General features: G+C 70.2%; 24 protein-coding genes. 22 read left to right on the forward strand and 2 right to left on the reverse strand.

The features are described 5' to 3' along the window. Window positions 1–6 precede the first annotated feature (6 nt). Complete coding sequence (locus tag A7D27_RS22900; RefSeq protein WP_069563460.1) at window positions 7–825, forward strand: universal stress protein; 819 nt, start codon at window positions 7–9, stop codon at window positions 823–825. 37 nt (window positions 826–862) lie between these two features. Here the strand turns inward: A7D27_RS22900 and A7D27_RS22905 are convergent, their stop codons facing one another. Then, window positions 863–1,630, reverse strand: coding sequence for a ParA family protein (locus A7D27_RS22905; RefSeq protein WP_069563461.1), 768 nt, complete (start codon window positions 1,628–1,630; stop codon window positions 863–865). 256 nt (window positions 1,631–1,886) lie between these two features. Here A7D27_RS22905 and A7D27_RS22910 point away from each other — a divergent pair, with 256 nt between their 5' ends. The 21 genes from A7D27_RS22910 (at window position 1,887) to A7D27_RS29240 (ending at window position 21,159) form a co-directional block, all read left to right on the forward strand. Next, window positions 1,887–2,609 (forward strand): beta-ketoacyl synthase chain length factor, encoded by a 723-nt coding sequence (locus A7D27_RS22910; protein ID WP_069566191.1) that lies wholly within the window; start codon window positions 1,887–1,889, stop codon window positions 2,607–2,609. Window positions 2,610–2,652: 43 nt separating this feature from the next. Then, the gene (locus A7D27_RS22915) at window positions 2,653–3,474 is read left to right on the forward strand and encodes a 1-acyl-sn-glycerol-3-phosphate acyltransferase (protein ID WP_170832321.1); all 822 of its coding nucleotides are present in this window, start codon (window positions 2,653–2,655) and stop codon (window positions 3,472–3,474) included. Next, window positions 3,455–3,715, forward strand: coding sequence for a phosphopantetheine-binding protein (locus A7D27_RS22920; protein ID WP_044406810.1), 261 nt, complete (start codon window positions 3,455–3,457; stop codon window positions 3,713–3,715). The genes A7D27_RS22915 and A7D27_RS22920 overlap by 20 nt, the downstream gene beginning before the upstream one ends. A gap of 10 nt (window positions 3,716–3,725) precedes the next feature. Next, complete coding sequence (locus A7D27_RS22925; protein ID WP_069563463.1) at window positions 3,726–3,980, forward strand: acyl carrier protein; 255 nt, start codon at window positions 3,726–3,728, stop codon at window positions 3,978–3,980. Next, entirely contained in the window at window positions 3,977–4,522 is a 546-nt protein-coding gene (locus A7D27_RS22930; RefSeq protein ID WP_069563464.1) for a hypothetical protein, read from the forward strand. Before A7D27_RS22925 ends, A7D27_RS22930 begins: the two co-directional genes overlap by 4 nt. Beyond that, window positions 4,519–6,186, forward strand: coding sequence for an AMP-binding protein (locus tag A7D27_RS22935; RefSeq protein ID WP_069566192.1), 1,668 nt, complete (start codon window positions 4,519–4,521; stop codon window positions 6,184–6,186). The genes A7D27_RS22930 and A7D27_RS22935 overlap by 4 nt, the downstream gene beginning before the upstream one ends. Before the next feature lie 405 nt (window positions 6,187–6,591). Continuing rightward, window positions 6,592–7,332: a glycosyltransferase family 2 protein gene (locus A7D27_RS22940; protein WP_069566193.1), complete on the forward strand. Its 741-nt coding sequence runs from the start codon at window positions 6,592–6,594 to the stop codon at window positions 7,330–7,332. Further along, window positions 7,329–8,261: a glycosyl transferase gene (locus A7D27_RS22945; RefSeq protein ID WP_069563467.1), complete on the forward strand. Its 933-nt coding sequence runs from the start codon at window positions 7,329–7,331 to the stop codon at window positions 8,259–8,261. The genes A7D27_RS22940 and A7D27_RS22945 overlap by 4 nt, the downstream gene beginning before the upstream one ends. Next, window positions 8,242–9,783: a histidine ammonia-lyase gene (hutH, locus tag A7D27_RS22950; RefSeq protein ID WP_069566194.1), complete on the forward strand. Its 1,542-nt coding sequence runs from the start codon at window positions 8,242–8,244 to the stop codon at window positions 9,781–9,783. Before A7D27_RS22945 ends, hutH begins: the two co-directional genes overlap by 20 nt. Beyond that, window positions 9,776–10,201, forward strand: a complete 426-nt coding sequence (locus A7D27_RS22955) for a thioesterase family protein (protein WP_069563469.1) — start codon at window positions 9,776–9,778, stop codon at window positions 10,199–10,201. The genes hutH and A7D27_RS22955 overlap by 8 nt, the downstream gene beginning before the upstream one ends. After that, window positions 10,198–10,806 carry an outer membrane lipoprotein carrier protein LolA gene (locus A7D27_RS22960; protein ID WP_069566195.1) on the forward strand — a complete coding sequence of 203 codons (609 nt, stop codon included), beginning with the start codon at window positions 10,198–10,200 and terminating at the stop codon, window positions 10,804–10,806. The genes A7D27_RS22955 and A7D27_RS22960 overlap by 4 nt, the downstream gene beginning before the upstream one ends. Beyond that, window positions 10,796–13,126: an MMPL family transporter gene (locus tag A7D27_RS22965; protein WP_069566196.1), complete on the forward strand. Its 2,331-nt coding sequence runs from the start codon at window positions 10,796–10,798 to the stop codon at window positions 13,124–13,126. Before A7D27_RS22960 ends, A7D27_RS22965 begins: the two co-directional genes overlap by 11 nt. Further along, window positions 13,123–14,280 carry a sodium:proton antiporter gene (locus A7D27_RS22970; RefSeq protein ID WP_069566197.1) on the forward strand — a complete coding sequence of 386 codons (1,158 nt, stop codon included), beginning with the start codon at window positions 13,123–13,125 and terminating at the stop codon, window positions 14,278–14,280. Before A7D27_RS22965 ends, A7D27_RS22970 begins: the two co-directional genes overlap by 4 nt. Further along, window positions 14,267–15,508: an NAD(P)/FAD-dependent oxidoreductase gene (locus tag A7D27_RS22975; RefSeq protein WP_069566198.1), complete on the forward strand. Its 1,242-nt coding sequence runs from the start codon at window positions 14,267–14,269 to the stop codon at window positions 15,506–15,508. Before A7D27_RS22970 ends, A7D27_RS22975 begins: the two co-directional genes overlap by 14 nt. Window positions 15,509–15,518: 10 nt before the next feature. Next, a complete protein-coding gene (locus A7D27_RS22980; RefSeq protein WP_139134164.1) occupies window positions 15,519–16,247 on the forward strand; it encodes a class I SAM-dependent methyltransferase in 729 nt (242 codons plus the stop codon). Beyond that, a complete protein-coding gene (locus A7D27_RS22985; protein WP_069566200.1) occupies window positions 16,244–16,741 on the forward strand; it encodes a hypothetical protein in 498 nt (165 codons plus the stop codon). The genes A7D27_RS22980 and A7D27_RS22985 overlap by 4 nt, the downstream gene beginning before the upstream one ends. Continuing rightward, window positions 16,738–17,925 carry a beta-ketoacyl-[acyl-carrier-protein] synthase family protein gene (locus A7D27_RS22990; RefSeq protein WP_069566201.1) on the forward strand — a complete coding sequence of 396 codons (1,188 nt, stop codon included), beginning with the start codon at window positions 16,738–16,740 and terminating at the stop codon, window positions 17,923–17,925. Before A7D27_RS22985 ends, A7D27_RS22990 begins: the two co-directional genes overlap by 4 nt. Beyond that, window positions 17,922–18,371 (forward strand): hotdog family protein, encoded by a 450-nt coding sequence (locus tag A7D27_RS22995; protein WP_069566202.1) that lies wholly within the window; start codon window positions 17,922–17,924, stop codon window positions 18,369–18,371. Before A7D27_RS22990 ends, A7D27_RS22995 begins: the two co-directional genes overlap by 4 nt. Next, window positions 18,368–19,096, forward strand: coding sequence for a 3-oxoacyl-ACP reductase FabG (fabG, locus tag A7D27_RS23000; protein ID WP_069566203.1), 729 nt, complete (start codon window positions 18,368–18,370; stop codon window positions 19,094–19,096). Before A7D27_RS22995 ends, fabG begins: the two co-directional genes overlap by 4 nt. Continuing rightward, a complete protein-coding gene (locus A7D27_RS23005; RefSeq protein WP_069566204.1) occupies window positions 19,096–20,322 on the forward strand; it encodes a beta-ketoacyl-ACP synthase in 1,227 nt (408 codons plus the stop codon). Before fabG ends, A7D27_RS23005 begins: the two co-directional genes overlap by 1 nt. A gap of 33 nt (window positions 20,323–20,355) precedes the next feature. Then, on the forward strand, window positions 20,356–21,159 hold the full coding sequence (locus tag A7D27_RS29240; protein WP_083265747.1) for a hypothetical protein: 804 nt from the start codon (window positions 20,356–20,358) through the stop codon (window positions 21,157–21,159). Between the two features lie 56 nt (window positions 21,160–21,215). Here the strand turns inward: A7D27_RS29240 and hemE are convergent, their stop codons facing one another. Then, window positions 21,216–22,283, reverse strand: a complete 1,068-nt coding sequence (gene hemE, locus A7D27_RS23015) for a uroporphyrinogen decarboxylase (RefSeq protein ID WP_069566205.1) — start codon at window positions 22,281–22,283, stop codon at window positions 21,216–21,218. Window positions 22,284–22,486: the final 203 nt, after the last annotated feature.

A 22,486-nucleotide genomic window follows, 5' to 3' on the forward strand; every position in this document is an offset into this window, starting at 1 on the left:
GCCACCATGTTCAAGCACATCCTCATCACCCACGACCTGAGCCGCGAATCCGACCTCGCCCTGCAGCGCGCCGTCGCCCTGGCCCATGGCTACGGCGCGCGCCTGACGCTGCTGCACGTCCTTGAAGACCACCTGCCCAGCACCCTGCAGGAGAGCCTGCGCGACAGTGCCCAGAAGCTGTTCCAGCAACGCCTGGAGCAACTCGGCGCCCTCGACGCCCAGGTGCTGCTGCGCAAGGGCCGGCCGGCCCTGCAGATTCTCGAAGAGGTGGAGGAAAGCGGCGCCGACCTGCTGGTGATCGGCAACCACCACCACAACGCACCGGAACTGTTCATCGGCACCACCCTGGAGCGCGTCACCCGCCACGTGGCCATTCCCGTGCTGCTGGTGGTGGGCGAGAAGCCCGAGCCCTACCGCAGCGGCGTGGTGGCCCTGGACTTCTCCCTGTGCGCCTGCGACGCGCTGCGCGCCGCCTGCTCGCTGCTCGGCGCGGAAGGCCGCCTGACGGCGGTGAACGTGATGGAGCTGACCGGGCGCCTGCTGGCCAAGGCCGGCACCGCCGGGGACTACGTCGGCACCCAGCACGGCCTGCTGGAGCGCCTGCTGGCCGATGAGCTGGGCCACGTCAAGGACACCCCCAGCATCGACCTGCAGGTGACCCAGGGCGCACTGCCCCGCGCCCTGGACGAGCGCATCGCCGCCGCCAAGCCGCAGTTCGTCGCCCTCGGCAGCCACAGCCGCAGCATGGTCGCCCAGGCGCTGCTCGGCAGCCAGGCACTGCACCTGCTGCAGCGCCCGCCGTGCGACGTGCTGATCGTCAAGTAAGGGAAAGACGGGGCGTGCAACGCGCCCCGGTGGGAGGTCAGGCGTCCAGCAGGTCGTGCAGCTCGACGAACTGCTGGGTCAGCTTGTGGCTGCGGTCCAGGTGGATCAGCGGCGTACACGCCTGGTGGGACTCGCGCATCTTCACCGAACTCATCAGGTTCACCGGCAGCACCGGCAGGCCCTCGGCGACCAGTTCGTCCAGCAACTGCTGAGGCAGCGTGGCACGGGGCTGGAACTGGTTGACCACGATGCCCTCCACTTCCAGGCCCTCGTTGTGGTCTTCCTTCAGCTCCTCGATCTCGGCCAGCAGGCCGTAGAGGGCATTGCGCGAGAAGCTGTCGCAATCGAAGGGAATCAGCACGCGATCCGCCGCGATCAACGCCGAAACCGTATAGAAATTCAGCGCCGGCGGCGTATCCAGGTAGATGCGGTCGTAGTCCTCGGCCAGCTCGTCCAGCAGTTTGCGCAGCTTGTTGATCTTGTGTTTGGCCTCCAGCTTGGGCTGCAGGTCCGCCAGCTCGGCAGTGGCGGTGACCACATGGAGGTTGTCGAAGGGCGTCTCGTAGATATCGACCTTGCCCTTCTTGCTGAACGGCCCGGACGACAGGATCTGCTTGAAGAAATCGGCGATCCCCATGGGAATGTCATCCCCGGTGAGGCCGGTCAGGTAGTGGGTGGAGTTGGCCTGGGCGTCCAGGTCGACCAGCAGGGTGCGATAGCCCTCCGCCGCACTCACCGCCGCCAGGTTGCAGGCGATGCTGGACTTGCCCACGCCGCCTTTCTGGTTGAACACCACTCGCCGCATTTCACACCCCCTGTTCCTTGGAATAGACCCCGGATTCTATGCAAAGCCCATGACAAGGGCGAGGGATGCGCAGGACTTTTGCCCACCTATCGGAAGTTGTGCCTTACATCCGAATTTTGTGTCAGCAATTTGCAGATAGGTCTGTAGGACTGAAATAATGTGGCGCTTTGCTATGGCGTCATCGACCGGGCTTCTGCCGTCAGCGATTGCCAGTCGATACGGACGCCCGACAGGGGCCGAAAAGAGCTCTTTCAGCGTGACTCACTTCAGCATCGAACAATGGCGTGCCTGGGCCCCAGGCCTGGAAACCGTGGACGCCTGGCGCACCTGGTGTGCACAGCCCTTCCAGCCCGACCTTGCCGATGCCCAGCCCGACGTCGCCTTCCTCCCGGCCATGCAGCGCCGCCGCCTGTCGCGCCTGGCGCGCATGGCCATGAGCGTCGCCTGGCCCCTGGTGAGCGACGGCGAGCAGGTGCCCATGGTGTTCGCCTCGCGACACGGGGAAACACCCCGCACCCTGGCGCTGCTGCAGGACCTGGCGCGCGGCGAGCCGCTCTCGCCCACCCAGTTCAGCCTCTCGGTGCACAACGCGGTCATCGGCCAATGGTCGATCCTGCGCGGCGACACCAGCGAGATGACCGCCGTGGCCGCCGAAGGCGACGGCCTGGAACACGCCCTGCTGGAAGCGGCCGGCCTGCTGGCCGACGGCGCACCGGCGGTGCTGCTGGTGATCACCGAAGAGAGCCCGCCGGACCTCTACCGCCCCCTGGTCGACGACGTGCCGTTCGCCTACGCCCTGGCCCTGCGCCTGGTGCCCGGCAACGACTGGTCGCTGACCCTGGCCCCCGCCCCGGCGGAGGCCACCCCCGCCGCCTGGCCCCATGCCCTGGGCCTGCTGCGGGCCCTGCACCTGGACCTGCCAGGTATTCAGCATCACTGGAAGAACCGTACATGGACCTGGCAACGCACCCGACCCTGAGCCCCTGCGCCCCGCTCTCCACCGCCCGCACGGCAGGTGCCCGATGAACGCACCGGAGCGCTTCCTCACCCCGGCCAGCGTCGAACGTCCCGACGCGCCCTACTGGTGGCGCCTGATCGCCACCGCCCTGTCCTTCACCCTGTTCGGCATCGGCGGGGTGCTGCTGCGCGTGCTCGTGTTCCCCCTGCTCTCGCTGCTGCCGGGCGACGCCACCGACCAGCGCCGCCGCGCCCGCGCCACCACCAGCCGGCTGTTCTGGCTGTTCGTGCAGTTCATGCACCGCAGCGGCGTGCTCACCTACGAAGTGGAAGGCGCCGAACGCCTGGGCCGTCCCGGGCAGATGGTCATCGCCAACCACCCCTCGCTGATCGACGTGGTGGTGCTCATCGGCCTGATCCGCGACGCCAACTGCGTGGTCAAGCAGAGCCTCTGGGACAACCCCTGCATGCGCGGCCCGATCCGCGCCGCCCAGTACATCAGCAACAGCGGCAGCATGGACATGCTCGACGAAGCCGCCCGCGTGCTGGAGGAAGGCCAGACCCTGATCGTCTTCCCCGAAGGCACCCGCACCACACCGGGGCAGGCTCCGCAGTTCCACCGGGGCGCCGCCGCCATCGCCCTGCGCGGCGCGCGCCTCGTCACCCCGGTGACCATCAGCGTGACGCCCACCACCCTGACCAAGGCCGAGCCCTGGTACAGCATCCCGTCGCGGCGTTTCCACTTCCATCTGCGCGTCGGCCAGGACATCGATCCCAAGGCCTTCGCCGACCAGGGGCCGGCGCCGATCGCCTCGCGCCGCCTCAACGACCATCTCCACCACCATTTCATGAAGGAGCTCGGCCTGGATGAGCGCTCTGCAGCTTGAGATCAAGAACCTGATCATCGAGGCCCTCGGCCTCGAAGACATCGGCCCGCAAGACATCGGCGACGAACAGACCCTGTTCGGCGAGGGCCTCGGCCTGGACTCGGTGGACGCCCTGGAACTGGGCCTGGCCATCCAGAAGCGCTTCGGCATCAAGATCGACGCCGAAGCCAAGGACACCCGCAAACACTTTGCCAACGTGGCCAGCCTCGCGGCCTTCGTGTCGGCACAGAAAGCCGCCTGAGGGGGCCGCGATGCAAAACCGTGATGAGATTTTCGCCACCCTGCGCGACGCCCTGGTCGAGCTTTTCGAGCTGGAGCCCGAGCGCGTCAGCCTGGAGGCCAACCTCTACGAAGACCTGGAGATCGACAGCATCGACGCCGTCGACCTGATCGACCACATCAAGCGCCAGACCGGGCGCAAGATCGCCGCCGAGGAATTCAAGGCCGTGCGCACCGTGGGCGACGTGGTCGAGGCCGTGCACCGCCTGGTGAACCCCGCCGCATGAGCCGGCTCGTCGGGCTGCTGCTGGTGCTGGCCGGGCTGGGCTACCCCTTCGCCGTGTACTACGGCATGGAGCACCTCTCGCCGCGCCTGTTCGCCCTGCTGCTCGGTGGCCTCTGGCTGGCCCGCAGCCTGGGCAGCGCACAGCGCCCCGGCAGCCGCCTGACGGCCTTCACCGCCCTGGGCTTCTGCCTGCTGCTGGGGCTGGCCAACCAGACCGACCTGCTGCGCTGGTACCCGGTGCTGATGAGCGCCGTGCTGCTCGGCCTGTTCGGCGCCAGCCTGCTGCACGGCATGCCCGTGGTGGAGCGCCTGGCGCGCCTGCGCGAGCCCGAGCTGCCCGAGGTGGCCGTGCGCTACACCCGCCGCGTGACGGCGGTGTGGACCCTGTTCTTCCTGCTCAACGGCCTGGTGGCGGCCGCCCTCACCCTGTGGGCGCCGCTGGCCTGGTGGACGCTCTATACCGGCCTCATCGCCTACCTGCTGATGGGGCTGCTGTTCGCCGGGGAATGGCTGGTGCGCCAGCGTGTACGGAGATTCGCGTGACCTGGATCGTCCCACAGGAGCTGCTGCTCGACGCCCGCCCCGGGCGCCCGGTGGCACTCGACCCCGCCCTTGACCACGCCGGCTTCGCCCAGCGCGCCCTGGCCCTGGCCGGCGCCCTGCAGGCACGCGGCACCCAGCGCGTGGCCCTGTACCTGGAAGACGGCGCCGACCTGGCCATCGCCCTGTTCGGCGCCTGGCGTGCCGGCGTCGACGTGCTGCTGCCGGCCGACGCCCAGCCCGAGACCCGTCGGCGCCTGGCCGGCGGCTGCGACCTCTGGCTCGACAGCCTCGACGGCCTCGACGGCCCGGCCCTGCCCGCCGCCGCCCTCGACCCCGAGCACTGCCGGCTGACCCTGTGCACCTCCGGCTCCAGCGGCGAACCCAAGCTGATCGGCAAGACCCTGCGCCAACTGGGCAACGAAGTAGAGGCCCTGGAAGCGCTCTGGGGCGCCGACCTGGCCGGCGCCACCCTGGTCGCCAGCGTCTCCGCCCAGCACATCTACGGCCTGCTGTTCCGCGTGCTCTGGCCGCTGTCCGCCGGCCGCCCCTTCGTGCGCCGCGCCCAGCCCTTCGCCGAAGACCTCCAGCGCGCCAGCCTCGCCGCCACGCCCGCCGGCTTCGCCTGGGTGGCCAGCCCCGCCCTGCTCAAGCGCATGGGCGACAACCTCGACTGGCCGGCCCTGGCCGCCGTGCGCCGGGTGTTCTCCTCCGGCGGCGCCCTGCCCGCCGACGCCGCCGAGGCCCTGCAGCAGCGCCTCGGCCAGTGGCCGACGGAAATCTACGGCAGCTCCGAAACCGGCGGCATCGCCTGGCACCAGGGCGGCAGCCGCTGGACGCCCTTCGCCGGCGTGGTGGTCGGCCAGGACGCCGACGGCGCCCTGCACCTCACCTCGCCCTACCTGCCCGAGGGGCACCGCGAGCAGACCGCCGACGCCGTGCGCATCGACGCCGACGGCCGCTTCGAACTGCTCGGCCGCCTCGACCGCATCGTCAAGCTGGAAGAGAAACGCATCTCCCTGCCCATGCTGGAACAGGCCCTCGGCGAACACCCCTTCGTCGCCGAAGCACGCCTGGGCGTGGTGCAGGAAAACCGCGCCTTCCTCGGCGCCCTGGTCGCCCTCTCGCCCCAGGGCCTGCACGCCCTGCGCAACGGCGGCCGCCGCGCCCTGACCGAAACCCTGCGCAAGCACCTGGCCGGCCACTGCGAAGCCATCGCCCTGCCGCGCCGCTGGCGCCTGGTGCAACAACTGCCGTGGAGCAGCCAGGGCAAACTGCCCCAGGTGCAGGTAGACGCCCAGCTCAAGGCCCCGCGCCCGACCCGCGTCGAACCCCTCAGCGCCCGCGAACAGGACGGCGAATGGCGCCTGGAGCTGGAAGTCCCCCTGGACCTCGCCCACTTCTCCGGCCACTTCACCACCACCCCCGTGCTACCCGGCGTGGTGCAGCTCGACTGGGCCCAGCACCTCGCCCGCCAGGTGATGACCCTGCCCCCGCGCTTCGCCGGCATGGAAGTCCTCAAGTTCCAGCAACTGGTCCGCCCCGGCGACCGCCTGCACCTGTCCCTGCGCTTCGACACCGACAAGGGCAAGCTCTACTTCGCCTTCCGCAACGGCGAAGCCGCCTGCTCCTCCGGGCGCATCCTGCTGGTGGCCGACCATGCGTAAGGCCTTCAACGTCCTGAGTGGCACGCGCGCCGATTTCCACAGCGCTCAAGGACACGTGCTGCACGAGGTTCCTGCGCAGTACATGGCCCTCTCCAGCTCGGCAGGTGGGGCGGGGACAACGCCCCTTCAGGAGGCCGAGCGGAATCGTTGCAGAGGGAGTCGAGCGGCATGGATGCCGCGAGAGGCGCGATCTGGCCAGGGATGGCCTGTCGTGCCGGGCTCCCGGCGCAACGATGGGAGCGAGGGCACCCCGGCGCAGCCGGGGCCGGATGCAGGGGCAAGCCCTTTTGGTTCCTTTTGGGGCGACTGCCAAAAGGGACTCGCCCGGCAAGGCGAAACAGAGTCTCGACGCACACTCGGCCATGAACCGGGCCACGAAACCCACCCGCACTGCCCGATGCCGATATGAACCCGTTCAAACCCTGCGCCGTGATCCCCGTCTACAACCACGAGCACGCCCTGCCCCTGGTGGTCGACGCCCTGCGCCAGCACGGCCTGCCCTGCGTCCTGGTGGACGACGCCTCCAGCCCCGCCTGCGCCCAGGTGATGGACCAGTTGGCCACCCAGCCCGACGTCCACCTGGTGCGCCTGGCCGTCAACCAGGGCAAGGGCGGCGCCGTCATGGCCGGCCTGCGCGAAGCCGGCCGACTGGGCTTCTCCCACGCCCTGCAGGTGGACGCCGACGGCCAGCACGACCTCGCCGACGTGCAGCGCTTCCTCGCCGCCGCCCAGGCCCGCCCGGGCGAGCTGATCTGCGGCTACCCGCAGTACGACGAAAGCGTGCCCAAGAGCCGCCTCTACGCCCGCTACCTGACCCATGTGTGGGTGTGGATCAACAGCCTCTCGCTGTCGATCCGCGACGGCATGTGCGGCTTCCGCATCTACCCCCTGGCCCCGACCCTGGCGCTCACCGAAACCACCCGCCTCGGCAAGCGCATGGACTTCGACCCGGAGGTCCTCGTGCGCCTGGCCTGGCGCAACCAGCCCATGCACTGGCTGCCGACCAAGGTGCACTACCCGCTGGACGGGCTCTCGCACTTCCGCCTGTTCCACGACAACGCACTGATCTCGAAGATGCACGCCAAGCTGTTCTTCGGCATGTTGCTGCGCGCCCCGCTGATCCTCTGGCGCAGGTGCCGGGGATGAGCCGCGAGCACTGGGCCGACCAGCGCGAGCGCGGCAGCTTCCTGCTGATGAAGTTCACCGCGCTGATCGCGCGGCGCCTCGGGCGGCGGGTGCTCAGCCCGCTGCTGCACCTGATCGTCCTGTACTTCTTCCTCTTCGGCGGCAAGGCCCGCCGCGCAGCGCGCTACTACCAGCAGCGCCTGGCCGACTGGAGCGGCCGCCCGGAGCTGGCGCCCAGCCTCGGCTCGGTGTTCGCCCAGTTCATGGCCTTCGCCGACGCCCTGCTGGACAAGCTGGACATCTGGGGCGGGCGCATCGGCCTGGACCAGGTGGACCTGCACGACCCCAGCGGCCTGCACCTGCACATGCGCAGCACGCGCGGGCAGATGCTGGTAGGCGCCCACCTGGGCAACCTGGAGGTGTGCCGCGCACTGGCCGAGCTGAGCGAGCAGGTGACCATGAACGTGCTGGTGCACACCCGCCATGCCGAACAGTTCAACCGCCTGCTGGGCGAAGCCGGGGCCAGCCACTTGCGGCTGATCCAGGTCAGCGAGCTGGACCCGGCGGTGATGCTGCAACTGAGCGAACGCCTGGAGCGCGGCGAGTGGCTGGCGATTGCCGGCGACCGCGTGCCGCTGCACGGCGGGCGCAACGTCCGGGTCGACTTCCTCGGTCGCCCCGCCGCCTTCCCCCAGGGGCCCTGGCTGCTGGCCGGGCTGCTCAAGTGCCCGCTCAACCTGATGACCTGCCTGAAGATCGGCGGGCGCTACCAGGTCCACCTCGAACCCTTCGCCGAGCAGGTGCAGTGGCGCCGGGGCGAGCGTGACGCGGTGATCGAGGCCTGGGTGGCCCGCTATGCCCAACGCCTGGGCGAGCTGTGCCTGCTGGCACCGCTGCAATGGTTCAACTTCTATCCGTTCTGGAACGAACATGACGACACAACAGCCTGAACCGGTGGTGTTCGGCGAACAGCCGCTGTCCATCGAGCACGTCGTGGCCCTGTCCCAGCGCCGCGCCCCCGCCCTGCTGCAGGGCGACGCCGCCTGGCGCGAGCGCATCGCCAAGGGCGCGCGCTTCCTCGACACCCTGCTGGACAAGGAAGGCGTGATCTACGGCGTCACCACCGGCTACGGCGACTCCTGCGTGGTGGCCGTGCCGCTGGAGCAGGTGGAAGCCCTGCCGCGCCACCTGTTCACCTTCCACGGCTGCGGCCTGGGCAAGGTGCTGGACGAGGCCGCCACCCGCGCGGTGCTGGCGGCGCGCCTGCAGTCGCTGTGCCACGGGGTTTCCGGCGTGCGCGTGGAGCTGCTGGAGCGCCTGCAGGCGTTTCTCGAACACGATGTGCTGCCGGTGATCCCGGAAGAGGGCTCGGTGGGCGCCAGCGGCGACCTCACCCCGCTCTCCTACGTGGCCGCCACCCTCTCCGGCCAGCGCGAGGTGGTCTACCAGGGCCAGCGCCGCAGCGCCGCCGAGGTGCACGCCGAGCTGGGCTGGGAGCCCCTGGTGCTGCGCCCCAAGGAAGCCCTGGCGCTGATGAACGGCACCGCCGTGATGACCGCCCTGGCCTGCCTGGCCTACGCCCGTGCCGACTACCTGCTGCAACTGGCCACGCGCATCACCGCGCTCAACGTGGTGGCGCTGGAGGGCAACCCCGAACATTTCGACGAGCGCCTGTTCGCCGCCAAGCCGCACCCGGGGCAGATGCAGGTGGCCGCCTGGCTGCGCCAGGACCTGGCCATCGACGCGCCGACCGCGCCGCTGCACCGCCTGCAGGACCGCTACTCGCTGCGCTGCGCGCCCCATGTGCTGGGCGTGCTGGCCGACAGCCTGGGCCTGCTGCGGCAGTTCATCGAAACCGAGCTGAACAGCGCCAACGACAACCCGCTGATCGACGCCGAAGCCGAGCGCGTGCTGCACGGTGGCCATTTCTACGGCGGCCACATCGCCTTCGCCATGGACAGCCTGAAGAACCTGGTGGGCAACGTCGCCGACCTGCTCGACCGCCAGCTCGCCCTGCTGGTGGACGTGCGCTACAACCACGGCCTGCCGAGCAACCTCTCCGGCGCGCCGCAAGCCACCGCGATGATCAACCACGGCTTCAAGGCCGTGCAGATCGGCGCCAGCGCCTGGACCGCCGAGGCGCTGAAGAACACGCTGCCGGCCAGCGTCTTCTCGCGCTCCACCGAATGCCACAACCAGGACAAGGTGAGCATGGGCACCATCGCCGCCCGCGACGCCCTGCGCAGCCTGGAGCTGACCGAGCAGGTGGCCGCCGCCACCCTGCTGGCCGCCAACCAGGGCGTGTGGCTGCGCCAGCGCGAGAACCCGCGCGCACTGCCCGAGCCGCTGACCGCCATGCACCGCCAACTGGCCGGAGACTTCCCGCCGGTGATCGAGGACCGCGCCCTGGAAGGCGAACTGCGCCTGTGCCTGGAGCGCATCCGCGCCCGCCACTGGAGGCTCTATGCGTAGCGCCGGGGTGATCCAGGCCGAGGTGGAGATCCTCGTGCCGTTCTTCGACGTGGACATGATGGAAGTGGTCTGGCACGGCCACTACGTGAAGTACCTGGAGGTGGCCCGCTGCGCCCTGCTGGACCGCATCGGCCACAACTACGGGCACATGCGCGAGGCCGGCTACGCCTGGCCGATCATCGACCTGCAACTGCGCTACGTGCGCGGCGCGCGCTTCGGCCAGCGCATCCGCGTGCGGGCGGACCTGGTGGAGTGGGAGAACCGCCTGAAGATCAACTACCTGATCACCGACGCCGAGACCGGCGAACGCCTGACCCGCGCCAGCAGCGTGCAGGTGGCGGTGGAGATCGCCAGCCGCGAGATGCAACTGGCCTCGCCCAAGGTGTTCACCGATGCCGTGGAGCGCGCCCTGCCATGATCCGCGCGCCCTGGCTGCGGGCCCTGCTGCTGGTGCCGGCGCTGCTGGCCAGCGGCCTTGCCCAGGCCTTCGACCTCGACCAGTTGGCCCAGCGCCTCGCCGCCCCGGCGGTGGTGCGCGGGCCCTTCGTGCAGGAGAAGCACCTGCGCGCCCTGCCGCAACCGCTGACCAGCACCGGCCGGTTCACCCTGGCCCGCGAAGGCGGCCTGCTCTGGCGCCTGGAAAAGCCCCTGCGCCAGGACTACCGCATCAGCGACCAGGGCATCGCCCGGCGCGTGGACGGCCAGTGGCAGGCCCAGCCCGGCCAGGACGTCGCCGCCCAGCAGAGCCGGCTGTTCCTCGCCGTGCTCAAGGGCGACCGCAGCGGCCTGGAGCGTGACTTCGCGCTGACGCTGGAAGGCGACAGCCAGCACTGGACCCTGCACCTGGCGCCGCGCGCCCTGCTGCTGCAACAGATCTTCAGCGCCATCCGCATCCAGGGGGGCGCCCTGGTGGAGCGCATCGAGCTGGTGGAAACCCAGGGCGACCGCACCCTGCTGCGCCTGCCGGCCAGCCAGGCCGCCGACACCCTGACCGCCGACGAGGCCGCCGACCTTGCGCGCTGAGCGCCTGCTGCCGCGCCTGTTCCTGCTGGCCCTGGCGGGCCTGCTGGCGCTGGCCGCCTGGCAGTGGCGCAACGGCCCGCCGGTGGCCGCCGACATGCTCGCGCTGCTGCCCCAGGGCGCCGGGGATGCGCTGGTGCGCCAGGCCGAGCAGCGCATGCAGGAACCGCTCAACCGCGAAGTCCTGCTGCTGGTGGGCCACCCCGACGCGGCGCGCGCCATCGACCTGGCCCGGCGCCTGGGCCAGGGCTGGCAGAACGACCCGCACATCGAGCGCGCCCAGTGGCGCCTGGAGGCCGACCTGCCGGCCGTGCGCCGGCAACTGCTGGACAGCCGCCTGGCGCTGCTCGGCGCGGCGGACCGCACGCGCCTGCAACAGCAACCGGAGGCCTTCGTCGCCGCCCGCGCCGAACGCCTCTTCGACCCCTTCGCCAGCACCGGCCTGGTGGCCACCGAGGACGACTGGCTGGGCCTGGCCGGCCTCGGCCAGCAGGCCCTGGTGCCCGCCGGGCGGGTGCGGGCCGACCTGGCCAGCGGCGCGCTGCTGGTGAAGGACGGCGACACCACCTGGGCGCTGCTGCGGCTGCGCACCCGTGACGGCGCCTTCGACATGCAGACCCCGCCCTGGCTGGCCGGGCAGGTGGCCCAGGCCCGCCAGCAGGCGGAAGCCGAGGGTGACCGGTTGCTGGCCGCCAGCGGGCTGCTGCACGCGGCCGCCGGGCAGGCCAAGGCCAGCCGCGAGATCGCGCTGATCGGCGGCGGCGCCAGCCTCGGCACCCTGCTGCTGATGCTGGTGGTGTTCCGCCGCCCGCGCACCCTGCTCAGCCTGCTGCCGGTGGCCCTGGCCCTGGGCGCGGGCTGCACTGCCTGCGTGCTGGTGTTCGGCGAGATCAACGCGCTGACCCTGGTGCTCGGTGCCAGCCTCACCGGGGTTGCCGCCGACTACCCGCTGCACTACCTCAGCAAGGGCTGGAGCGACCCGCGCTGGCGCGCCTGGGATGCGGTGCGCGCCACCCTGCCCGGCCTCAGCCTGAGCCTGGGCACCAACCTGGTGGGCTACCTGGCCCTGGCCTTCACCCCCTTCCCGGCGCTGACCCAGATCGCGGTGTTCTCCGCCGCCGGGCTGGTGGCCGCCTACCTCTGCTCGGTGTGCCTGCTGCCGACCCTGCTCGGCGGCCTGCGCCTGGCCCCGCCGACGGCGCCGCTGCGCCTGGCCGAGGGCCTGCTGGCCCGCCGCACGGCGCTGCTGGCGCGCACCGGCAGCCTGCCCTGGCTGCTGGCCCTGCTGGCCTTCTGCGCCGCCGGGGTGTGGCAGGTGCGCCCGCAGAACGACTTGCGCCAATGGCTCGGCGCCGAGCCGCGGCTGCTGGACGAAGCCCGCGAGATCGCCCGCCTCACCGGCCTGCAGCCCACCAGCCAGTTCTTCCTGGTGCGCGCCGCCGACGAGGCCCAGTTGCTGGAGCGCCAGGCTGCCCTCAGCGAGCGCCTGGACCGGGCGGTGGCCGACGGCCAGTTGCAGGGCTACCGCGCCCTCAGCCAGTTGGCGGCACCGCCCAGCCGCCTGGCGGCGCTGCACCAGGCCCTGGAGGCCCTGCCGGCCCACTGGCAGCCGCTGCTGGACCTGGGCCTGCCGCTGGACGCCCTGGAGGCCGAACGCGCGCGCCTGCTGAACACCCCGCCGCTGCCCCTGGAGGCGGCCCTGGCCGGCCCCCTGGGCGAGGCCTGGCGGCCGCTCTGGCTGGGCCGTGATGCCCAGGGCCGGGTGGCCGGCATCGTCAGCCTGCAAGGCGCGGCCTCCCCGGCGCTGCTGGAGCAGGCCGCTACCGGGCTGGAAGGCGTGCAGGCGGTGGACCGCATCGGTGAGCTGAACCGGCTGTTCGCCGCCACCCAGGTCAGCGCGGCCGAGCTGAAGCTGGCCTCCTGTGCGGTGATCCTGCTGTTGCTGTGCCTGCCCTTCGGCCTCGGCGGCGCGCTGCGGGTGGTGGCGCTGCCGCTGCTGGCGGCGCTGGCGGCGCTGGCCTGCCTCGGCTGGCTGGGCCAGCCGCTGACGCTGTTCAGCCTGTTCGGGCTGCTGCTGGTGACAGCCATAGGCGTGGACTACGCGATCCTCATGCGCGAGGCGGTGGGCGGCGCGGCGGTGAGCCTGCTGGGCACGCTGCTGTCGGGCCTCACCAGTTGGCTGTCGTTCGGCCTGCTGCTGTTGAGCCAGACCCCGGCCATCGCCAACTTCGGTCTGACCATCAGCCTCGGGCTGTTCTTCTGCTTCCTGCTGGCGCCCTGGGCGCAGGCGGACGTGCCCCACGGCCAGGAGCTGCCGGCATGACCCTGGTGCTGTTCTGGATCGGCCTGCTGGGGCTGTTCGCCCTGTTCACCCGGGTGGGTCGCCTGCTGGGGCTGATTCCCATCGTCAGCCAGTTGCTGCTGGCCAGCTTCGGCCTGCCCCTGGTGATGCGCTGGCTGGCCGCGCCGGTGGGCCTGGACAACGCCCAGGTGCTCGCCGCGCCCTGGCTCGAGCCGCTGTACGGGGTGGCCTTCACCCTGCTGCTGGGGCACATCCTCAGCGACGTGGTCGACCTGCGCCTGGAGACGGCCAGCGTGAAGATCGCGCTGCCGAGCTTCTTCGTGCCGTTCTTCTGCGGCCTGGCCTGCGCCACCTGGCTGTTGCCGGCGGCGAGCCTGCTGTCGAACGTGGCGGTGGGGCTGCTGTTCGCCCTCACCGCGATCCCGGTGCTGTTCCTCTACCTGCGCCACCTGGGCTACCCGGAGCCGACCATCCGCCGCCTGCTGCAGGCGGCGATCCTGATGGACCTGATGTGCTGGTGCCTGTTCGGCCTGGCCCAGGGCAGCGCCGCGCCCGCCACCCTGCTCTGGCCGCTGCTGGCCGCGCTGCTGCCCCTGGCACTGCACCGGGTGCGGGTGCGCGCGCCGCTGGTCTACAGCCTGGCCTTCTTCGCCCTGCTGCTGACCCTGCAACAGCTATCGCTCAATGCCCTGGTGTTCGGCATCGCCTACCTGCTGGTGATGGCGGCGCTGCGCGTGCCCTTCCGCCTGCCGCTGCCGGCGGCGGTGTTCCACGCCCTGCAGGTGTGGCTGGCGGTGCCGCTGATCCTCGCCTACGGCCTGCTGCAGATCGACTGGCACACGGCCTGGCAGGGCTATTCCGGGGTGCAGTTCAGTGCGCTGCTGGTGCTGCCGGTGCTGAGCAAGCTGGCGGGCAACTGGCTGGGGCTGTCCTGGGCCGAGGGCCGCCTGGCCGCGAGCCCGGCGAAATGGCGCCAGAGCGTGCTGCTCAATACCCGCGGGCTGACCGAGATCGTCTTCCTCAACCTCCTGTTCCAGCAGCAGATCATCAGCGCGCCGCTGTACTTCGCGCTGATGCTGATGGGACTGATCGCCACCCTGTTGCCGGCCCTGACCCAACGCGCCCGGGCCGTTCCCTCTACCGTTTCGGAAAGGAGTCCCCATGAAGCCCAGTGAAGTCCAGCAGCGCCAGGTGGTGGTGATCGGCGCCGGCCCCTCCGGGGCCATCGCTGCCGCCCTGCTCAGGCGCAAGGGCCACGACGTGCTGATCCTCGAACGCCAGCGCTTCCCGCGCTTCTCCATCGGCGAGAGCCTGCTGTCCCACTGCCTGGACTTCGTCGAGGAAGCGGGGATGCTCGACGCGGTCATGGCTGCCGGCTTCCAGGTCAAGCACGGCGCGGCCTTCGCCTGGGGCGAGCGCTACACCGACTTCGACTTCCGGGAGAAATTCACCCCCGGCAAGGGCAGCACCTTCCAGGTGCAGCGGGCGCCCTTCGACCAGTTGCTGGCCGATGAAGCCGCACGCCAGGGCGTGGAGATCCGCTACGAGGAGGAGATCATTGCCGCCGACTTCTCCAGCGACTGCCCGCGCCTGACGGTGCAGCGCCTGGACGGCAGCCAGTACCAGGTGGAAACCGCCTTCGTGCTCGACGGCAGCGGCTACGGCCGGGTGCTGCCGCGCCTGCTGGACCTGGAGGCGCCGTCCAGCTTTCCGGTGCGCCAGGCGGTGTTCACCCACATCGAGGACCGCATCGACGACCCGGCCTTCGACCGCGAGAAGATCCTCATCACCATCCACCCCGAGTTCCGCGATGTGTGGTTCTGGCTGATCCCCTTCAGCAACGGCCGCTGCTCCCTGGGCGTGGTGGGTGAAAGCAGCCACTACGCCAACCGCCCGAAGGACCTGGACGCCTGCCTGAAGGCCTTCGTCGCCGAGACGCCGAACCTGCGCCGGCTGCTGGCCAATGCCGTGTGGGACACCCCGGCCCGCGCCCTGGGCGGCTACTCGGCCAACGTGAAGACCCTGCACGGCCCGGGCTTCGCCTTGCTGGGCAATGCGGCCGAGTTCCTCGACCCGGTGTTCTCCTCCGGCGTGACCATCGCCATGCGCTCGTCGAGCATGGCGGCGAACCTGCTGGACCGTCAGTTGAACGGCGAGCCGGTGGACTGGGAACGCGACTTCGCCACGCCGCTGAAGAAGGGCGTGGACGCCTTCCGCGCCTATGTGGAGGGCTGGTACGAGGGCAGCTTCCAGGACGTGATCTTCTACGCAGGCGGCTCCCCGGAGATCCGCGGGATGATCTGCTCGATCCTCGCCGGCTACGCCTGGGACACCCGCAACCCCTTCGTCGCCGAGCCCAAGCGCCGGCTGCGGATGATCAGCGAACTGTGCGCGGCGCAGTGAGGGCATGAGCATGCAGCGCGCCGCCGCCACCTACGTCGAGGAAACCCGCTTCGGCTTCTGGTTCCTGCAGAGCCACACCTGGGAGCACCACGTGCTGCGGGTGGCGATCAACGACCTCAAGGGCCTGTTCCACGCGCCGCTGCCGGAGGCGCCGGTGCTGCTGGACGCCGGCTGCGGCCAGGGCAAGTCCTTCCGCCTGCTGGCGGACGCCTTCGCGCCAGCGCGGATGATCGGCCTGGACGCCGACCCGCACAGCCTCGACTGCGCCCGCGCCGAAGCCGTGCGCCAGGGGCTGGCGGTGGAGCTGCTGGCCAGCGACTGCGCCGAACTGCAGTTGCCGGACGCCAGCGTGGACCTGCTGTTCTGCCACCAGACCTTCCACCACCTGGTGGAGCAGGAGCGCGCCCTGGCGGAGTTCTGGCGGGTACTGAAGCCGGGCGGCTACCTGCTGTTCGCCGAGTCCACGCGCTACTACATCGACACCTGGGTGATCCGCTGGCTGTTCCGCCACCCGATGCATGTGCAGCGCAGCGCCGCCGAGTACGAGGCGATGGTGCGCGGCCAGGGCTTCGTGTTCGAGCCGCGCAACGTCTCCTACCCGTACCTGTGGTGGAGCCGCTCCAGCGACTTCGGCCTGCTGGAGCGCTGGGGCCTGCGCACGCCGCCCCCGCCCGGGCAGCGCAACGAGACGCTGGTGAACCTGGTGGCCCGCAAGCCCCTGGAGGCACCGGCAGCATGACCTGGCGCGCGCTGACCCTGCTGGCCTGCCTGCTGCTGGCCGCCTGTGCCGGGACCACCCCGGTGCCGGCGCGCGTGCCGCCGCTGGGGCTGCCGCTGTCGCTGCATGTGGCACGCGAGGCCCAGGGCGAGCAGCGCGACTGGCTGCTGGTGGTGCAGGACGAGGGCGGCGTGCTGCGCTGGTCGCTGTTCGACCCGCTGGGCGTGCCCCTGGCGCGCCAGCGCCTGGAGGCCGGCGCCTGGCACAACGACGGCCTGCTGCCGCCCAACCCCGAAGCCCGCGAGCTGTTCGCCGCGCTGCTCTACGCGCTGGTGCCTTCCGAGGCGCTGCCCCGCGTCTACGCCGGCATCCCCCACGGAGTGGGCGCCGACGGCAGCCGCGAGCTGGATGGCCGCTGGCGGGTGGCCTACCGCACACCCCTGCAGTTCGACCTGCAACGCCGCGAAGGACCGCATTACCGCATCAGCCCGCTGACGGGCGAGGAGCCTCGATGACCGCTTCCCTCCATGCGCTGGGCCTGGTCTGTGCCCTGGGCCAGGGCAAGGCTGCCGTGGCCCGCAACCTTTTCGCCGGCGATACCGCCGGCATGCGCCCCCACGCCGACTGGGTGCCCGAGCGCACCCTGACCCTCGGCGCGGTGGACGCCGAACTGCCGGCGCTGCCGGCCGAGCTGGCCGCCTGCGACAGCCGCAACAACCGCCTGCTGCTGGCCGCTGCCCTGGAGATCGAGCCGGAACTGCGTGCCGCCGTGGCCCGCCATGGCGCGGCACGGGTGGGCGTGGTGCTGGGCACCAGCACCTCGGGCATCCAGGAATCCAGCCTGGGCATCGGTGAGCAGTTGCGCACCGGCGCCCTGCCGGCGGACTACCGCTACGCCCAGCAGGAGCTGGTGGCGCCGGCGGCCTTCCTCGCGGCCTGGCTGGGCAGCGCCGGGCCGGCCTACTGCATTTCCACCGCCTGCACGTCCAGCGCCCGGGCCCTGCTCAGCGCGCGCCGCCTGCTGCACCTGGGGGTGTGCGATGCGGTGGTGTGCGGCGGGGTGGATTCGCTGTGCGGGCTGACGCTGAACGGCTTCGCCGCGCTGGAGGCAGTCTCCGACAGCCTGTGCAACCCGCTCTCGCGCAACCGCCGGGGCATCAACATCGGCGAGGGGGCGGCGCTGTTCCTGATGGAACGCGACGCCGGCGGCATCGCCCTGCTGGGCGCGGGTGCCGGCTCCGATGCGCACCACATCTCCGCCCCCGAGCCCAACGGCCTGGGGGCCCAGCGTGCGATGCGCCAGGCCCTGGCCGATGCCGGGCTGGAGGCCTCGGCGATCGACTACCTGAACCTGCACGGCACGGCCACCCCGCACAACGATGCGATGGAGAGCCTGGCCACCACGGCGGTGTTCCCCGAGGGCGTGCCGGCTTCGTCCACCAAGCCGCTGACCGGCCACACCCTGGGCGCCGCCGGGGCCCTGGAGGCGGCCTTCTGCTGGCTGGCCCTGAGCCCGTGGAACCCGGAGCACCGCCTGCCGCCCCACCGCTGGGACGGCGAGCCCGACCCCGAGCTGCCGGCCCTGCGCCTGGTGGACGGGGCCTCGCGCCTGCCCGCCCAGCGCCCGCGCCGCCTGATGAGCAACTCCTTCGCCTTCGGCGGCAGCAACATCAGCCTGATTCTCGGAGACGCGCCATGAGCGATTGGCCGATAGCCGAACTGGTCCCCCATGCCGGGGACATGATCCTGATCGACCAGGTCCTGCGCTTCGGCGACGAGGACGTGGAAACCCGCCTGACCGTGCGCCCGGGGTTGTTCACCCAGGACGACGGCAGCCTGCCGGCCTGGGTCGGCGTGGAACTGATGGCCCAGAGCATCGCCGCCTACGCCGGCTGCCAGGCCCGTCAGGCGGGACAACCGGTGGAGCTGGGCTTTCTGCTCGGCACCCGCCACTACCAATGCAACGTCGACCGCTTTCCGGCCGGCGTGGACCTGCACATCACCGCCACCCGCTCCCTGCAGGACGACAGCGGCATGGGCGTCTTCGAATGCCGCCTGACCGGGCCGGGTATCGAGGCCTTCGCCCGCCTCAACGTCTTCCGTCCGCCGCAGGTGGCGAGCTACCTGGAGGAACCCCAAACATGACCGAGACCATCCTGGTCACCGGCTCCAGCCGCGGCATCGGCCGCGCCATCGCCCTGCGCCTGGCGCGCTCGGGCTACGACCTGGTGCTGCATTGCCGCTCGCGCCGCGACGAGGCCGAGGCGGTGAAGGCCGAGATCGAAGCCCTGGGCCGCAACGCCCGGGTGCTGCAGTTCGACGTTTCCGACCGCGCCGCCTGCCGCGAGCAACTGGAGGCCGACGTGGAGGCCCACGGCGCCTACTACGGGGTGGTGTGCAACGCCGGCCTGACCCGCGACGGCGCCTTCCCGGCGCTGACCGACGAGGACTGGGACAGTGTGCTGCGCACCAACCTGGACGGCTTCTACAACGTGCTGCACCCGCTGAGCATGCCGATGATCCGCCGCCGCAAGCCGGGGCGCATCGTCTGCATCACCTCGGTGTCGGGGCTGGTGGGCAACCGCGGGCAGGTCAACTACAGCGCCTCCAAGGCCGGGGTGATCGGCGCCGCCAAGGCGCTGGCCATCGAGCTGGCCAAGCGCCGCATCACGGTCAACTGCGTGGCGCCGGGGCTGATCGATACCGAGATCCTCGATGAGCAGGTGCCGGTGGAGGAGATCCTCAAGATGATCCCGGCCCAGCGCATGGGCACGCCGGAAGAAGTGGCCGGTGCGGTGAATTTCCTGATGTCCGAGGAGGCCGGCTACATCACCCGGCAGGTCCTCGCTGTGAACGGTGGGCTGTGCTGATGAAACGTGTAGTAGTCACCGGCATGGCCGGCATCACCTCCCTGGGCGACGACTGGGACAGTATCTGGAGCCATTTCACGGCCAACCGCAGCGGCATCCGCCGGATGGACGAGTGGGATCGCTTCGCCGAGCTGAACACCCGCCTGGCCGGGCCCATCGACGGCTTCACCACGCCCTCGCACTGGACCCGCAAGCAGATGCGCAGCATGGGGCGGGTCTCGAAGCTGTCGGTCTATGCCGCCGAGCGGGCCCTGGCGGACGCCGGGCTGACAGGCGACGAGCGCATCCGTGACGGTCGCATGGGCGTGGCCTGCGGCTCGTCCACCGGCAGCACCGAGGAGATCAAGGCCTTCGGCAACATGCTGCTGAACTCGGTGGCCGACGGCCTCAACGCCAACTCCTACGTGCGCATGATGCCGCACACGGCGGCGGCCAATATCAGCATCTTCTTCGGCCTCAAGGGCCGGCTGATTCCCACCTCCAGCGCCTGCACCAGCGGCAGCCAGGGCATCGGCTACGCCTATGAGGCGATCAAGTTCGGCCGCCTGCCGATGATGCTGGCCGGCGGTGCGGAGGAGCTCTGCCCCACCGAGGCGATGGTGTTCGATGCGCTCTACGCCACCAGCCTGAAGAACGATGCGCCGCACACCTCGCCGCGCCCCTACGACAGCGGCCGCGACGGTCTGGTGATCGGCGAGGGGGCCGGCATCCTGGTGCTGGAGGAGCTGGAGCATGCGCTGGCCCGTGGCGCGCGGATCCACGCCGAGATCGTCGGCTTCGGCTGCAATGCCGATGGCCAGCACACCACCAAGCCGGAGCAGGCGACCATGCGCGGGGCGATGGAGCTGGCCCTGCAGGACGCGGGCCTGCCGCCCTCGGCGATCGGCTACGTGAACGGCCACGGCACCGCCACCGAGCAGGGCGACGTGGCGGAGACCCTGGCCACCAGCAGCCTGTTCGGCGCGCGGATGCCCATCAGCTCGCAGAAGAGCTTCCTCGGCCACACGCTGGGTGCCTGCGGGGCGCTGGAGTCCTGGTTCAGCATCGAGATGATGAACCGCGACCAGTACATCCACACCCTCAACCTGGACGCGGTGGACCCGGCCTGCGGCGAGCTGGACTACCTGCGCGACGGCCCGCGCCAGATGAGCAACGAGTACGTGATGAACAACAACTTCGCTTTCGGCGGGGTCAACACTTCGTTGATCTTCCGTCGCTGGCGCTGACCTCTACCCACACCCGAAAAGGAGTTAAAGGGAATGACACGGACCTATCGAATCCTGTCGCTGCTGGCCATGGTTCTGCTGCTGGGCGCGTGCACCAGCAAGCCGATCTACAACGCGGAGGAACACTTCTCCTCTGAACTGGCGCTCAGCGACAGTCAGATGCAGCGGGCGATCATCACGGCGCTGCGCGATCGCCAGTGGAGCGTGCAATCGGCCAAGCCCGGCATGGTCCAGGCGGCAATCACCATCCGTGGCAAGCACCATGCGGAAGTCGACATCCCCTATACGCCGACGTCCTTCCAGATTCTGTACCGCAGCAGCTGGGGCCTGGACTACAAGGACGGCAAGATCCACGGCAACTACAACCGTTGGGTGAACAAGCTGCGTGACAACATCCTGAAGGAGCTGAACGTTGATCCGATCATCGAGTCGGTGAACGAGCTGGGCGCGGTCAATCAGGGTGTGGAAGGGGCGACGTACCTGGACTTCCAGGAGGGCATCACCCGCGCCACTCAGGCGGGCCTGCTGGACGGCAGCGTGAAGTTCTACCTGGCGGGTCAGATGGTGCCGGGCGAGATCCGCAAGATCCGCACCGTGACCAGCAGCCGCAAGACCAACGGGTCCAACAAGTCCGATGAAGAAGCCTGCGTATGGGCGTTGCAATCGGCGTTGGTGTCCCTGCAGAACGCGGCGAAGAAGGCCGGCGCCAATGCGGTGATCGACATCGCCAGCGTCTACAAGCGCGACGTCTACAAGGACGCGCAGAAGTACCAGTGCCGTGCCGGGATGCTGATTGCCAGTGTGGCGCTGCGGGGCGAGCTGGCGACGGTGAAGTAAGCCGCTACCACTCATGAAAAAGGCCGCTGATGCGGCCTTTTTCATTGGGGTGGCGATCAGCCGTGGTACTGGGCCGACAGCTCGTGGACGGCTTCGAAGAAGGCGCCGGCGTGGGCCGGGTCCACTTCGGGGGTGATGCCGTGGCCGAGGTTGAAGACGTGGCCGGTGCCCTGGCCGTAGGCGGCGAGGATGCGGCTGACTTCGCTGCGGATGGCGGTGGGGCTGGCGTAGAGCACGGACGGGTCCATGTTGCCCTGCAGGGCGACCTTGCCGCCGACCCGGGCGCGGGCGCTGCCGATGTCGCAGGTCCAGTCCAGGCCGAGGGCTTCGGCGCCGGTGTCGGCCATGGACTCCAGCCACAGGCCGCCGCCCTTGGTGAAGAGGATGACGGGGATGCGGCGGCCTTCGTGCTCACGGATCAGGCCGTCGACGATCTGCTTCATGTAGGCCAGGGAGAACTCCTGGTAGGCCGCTGCGGAGAGGGCGCCGCCCCAGGAGTCGAAGATCTGCACGGCCTGGGCGCCGGCGAGGATCTGGCCGTTGAGGTAGGTGGTGACCGAGCGGGCCAGCTTGTCCAGCAGGGCGTGCATGGCCTGCGGGTCGTTGTAGAGCATGGCCTTGGATTTGCGGAAGTCGCGGCTGGAGCCGCCTTCGACCATGTAGGTGGCGAGCGTCCAGGGGCTGCCGGAAAAGCCGATCAGCGGGACGCGGCCATCGAGTTCGCGACGGATGGTGCGCACGGCATCCATGACGTAGCCGAGGTCTTCCTCGGGGTCGGGGATGGGCAGGGCGTCGATGTCGGCGCGGGTGTTGATCACCTTGCGGAAGCGCGGGCCTTCGCCGGTCTCGAAGTACAGGCCCTGACCCATGGCGTCGGGGATGGTGAGGATGTCGGAGAAGAGGATGGCCGCGTCCAGTTGCGGGTAGCGGTCCAGGGGCTGCAGGGTCACTTCGCAGGCCAGTTGCGGGTTCATGCACAGGCTCATGAAGTCACCGGCCTTGGCGCGGGTGGCGCGGTACTCGGGCAGGTAACGACCGGCCTGGCGCATCATCCAGACGGGGGTGACGTCGACGGGCTGCTTGAGCAGGGCGCGAAGGAAGCGGTCGTTCTTCAGAGCGGTCATGGCAGGTTCCCAGCAAAAAAGTGCCGGCATTTTCGCAAAGCCCAACGCAAAAGGCACGGCGGGTGCCGTGCCTTTTGTCTTTCGCGACAGAATGTCGCGGCGAAGGGCTACAGGCCGAGGGGCACATTAGAGTGGACCGCGCTTTATCGATCCACCTTTCGTGTTCACCGGCCACTCCGCCTGGTGGATGCAAAGAGCGGCAT

Origin of the sequence: Pseudomonas sp. 1D4, assembly GCF_001728925.1 — a bacterium.
Taxonomy (GTDB): domain Bacteria; phylum Pseudomonadota; class Gammaproteobacteria; order Pseudomonadales; family Pseudomonadaceae; genus Metapseudomonas; species Metapseudomonas otitidis.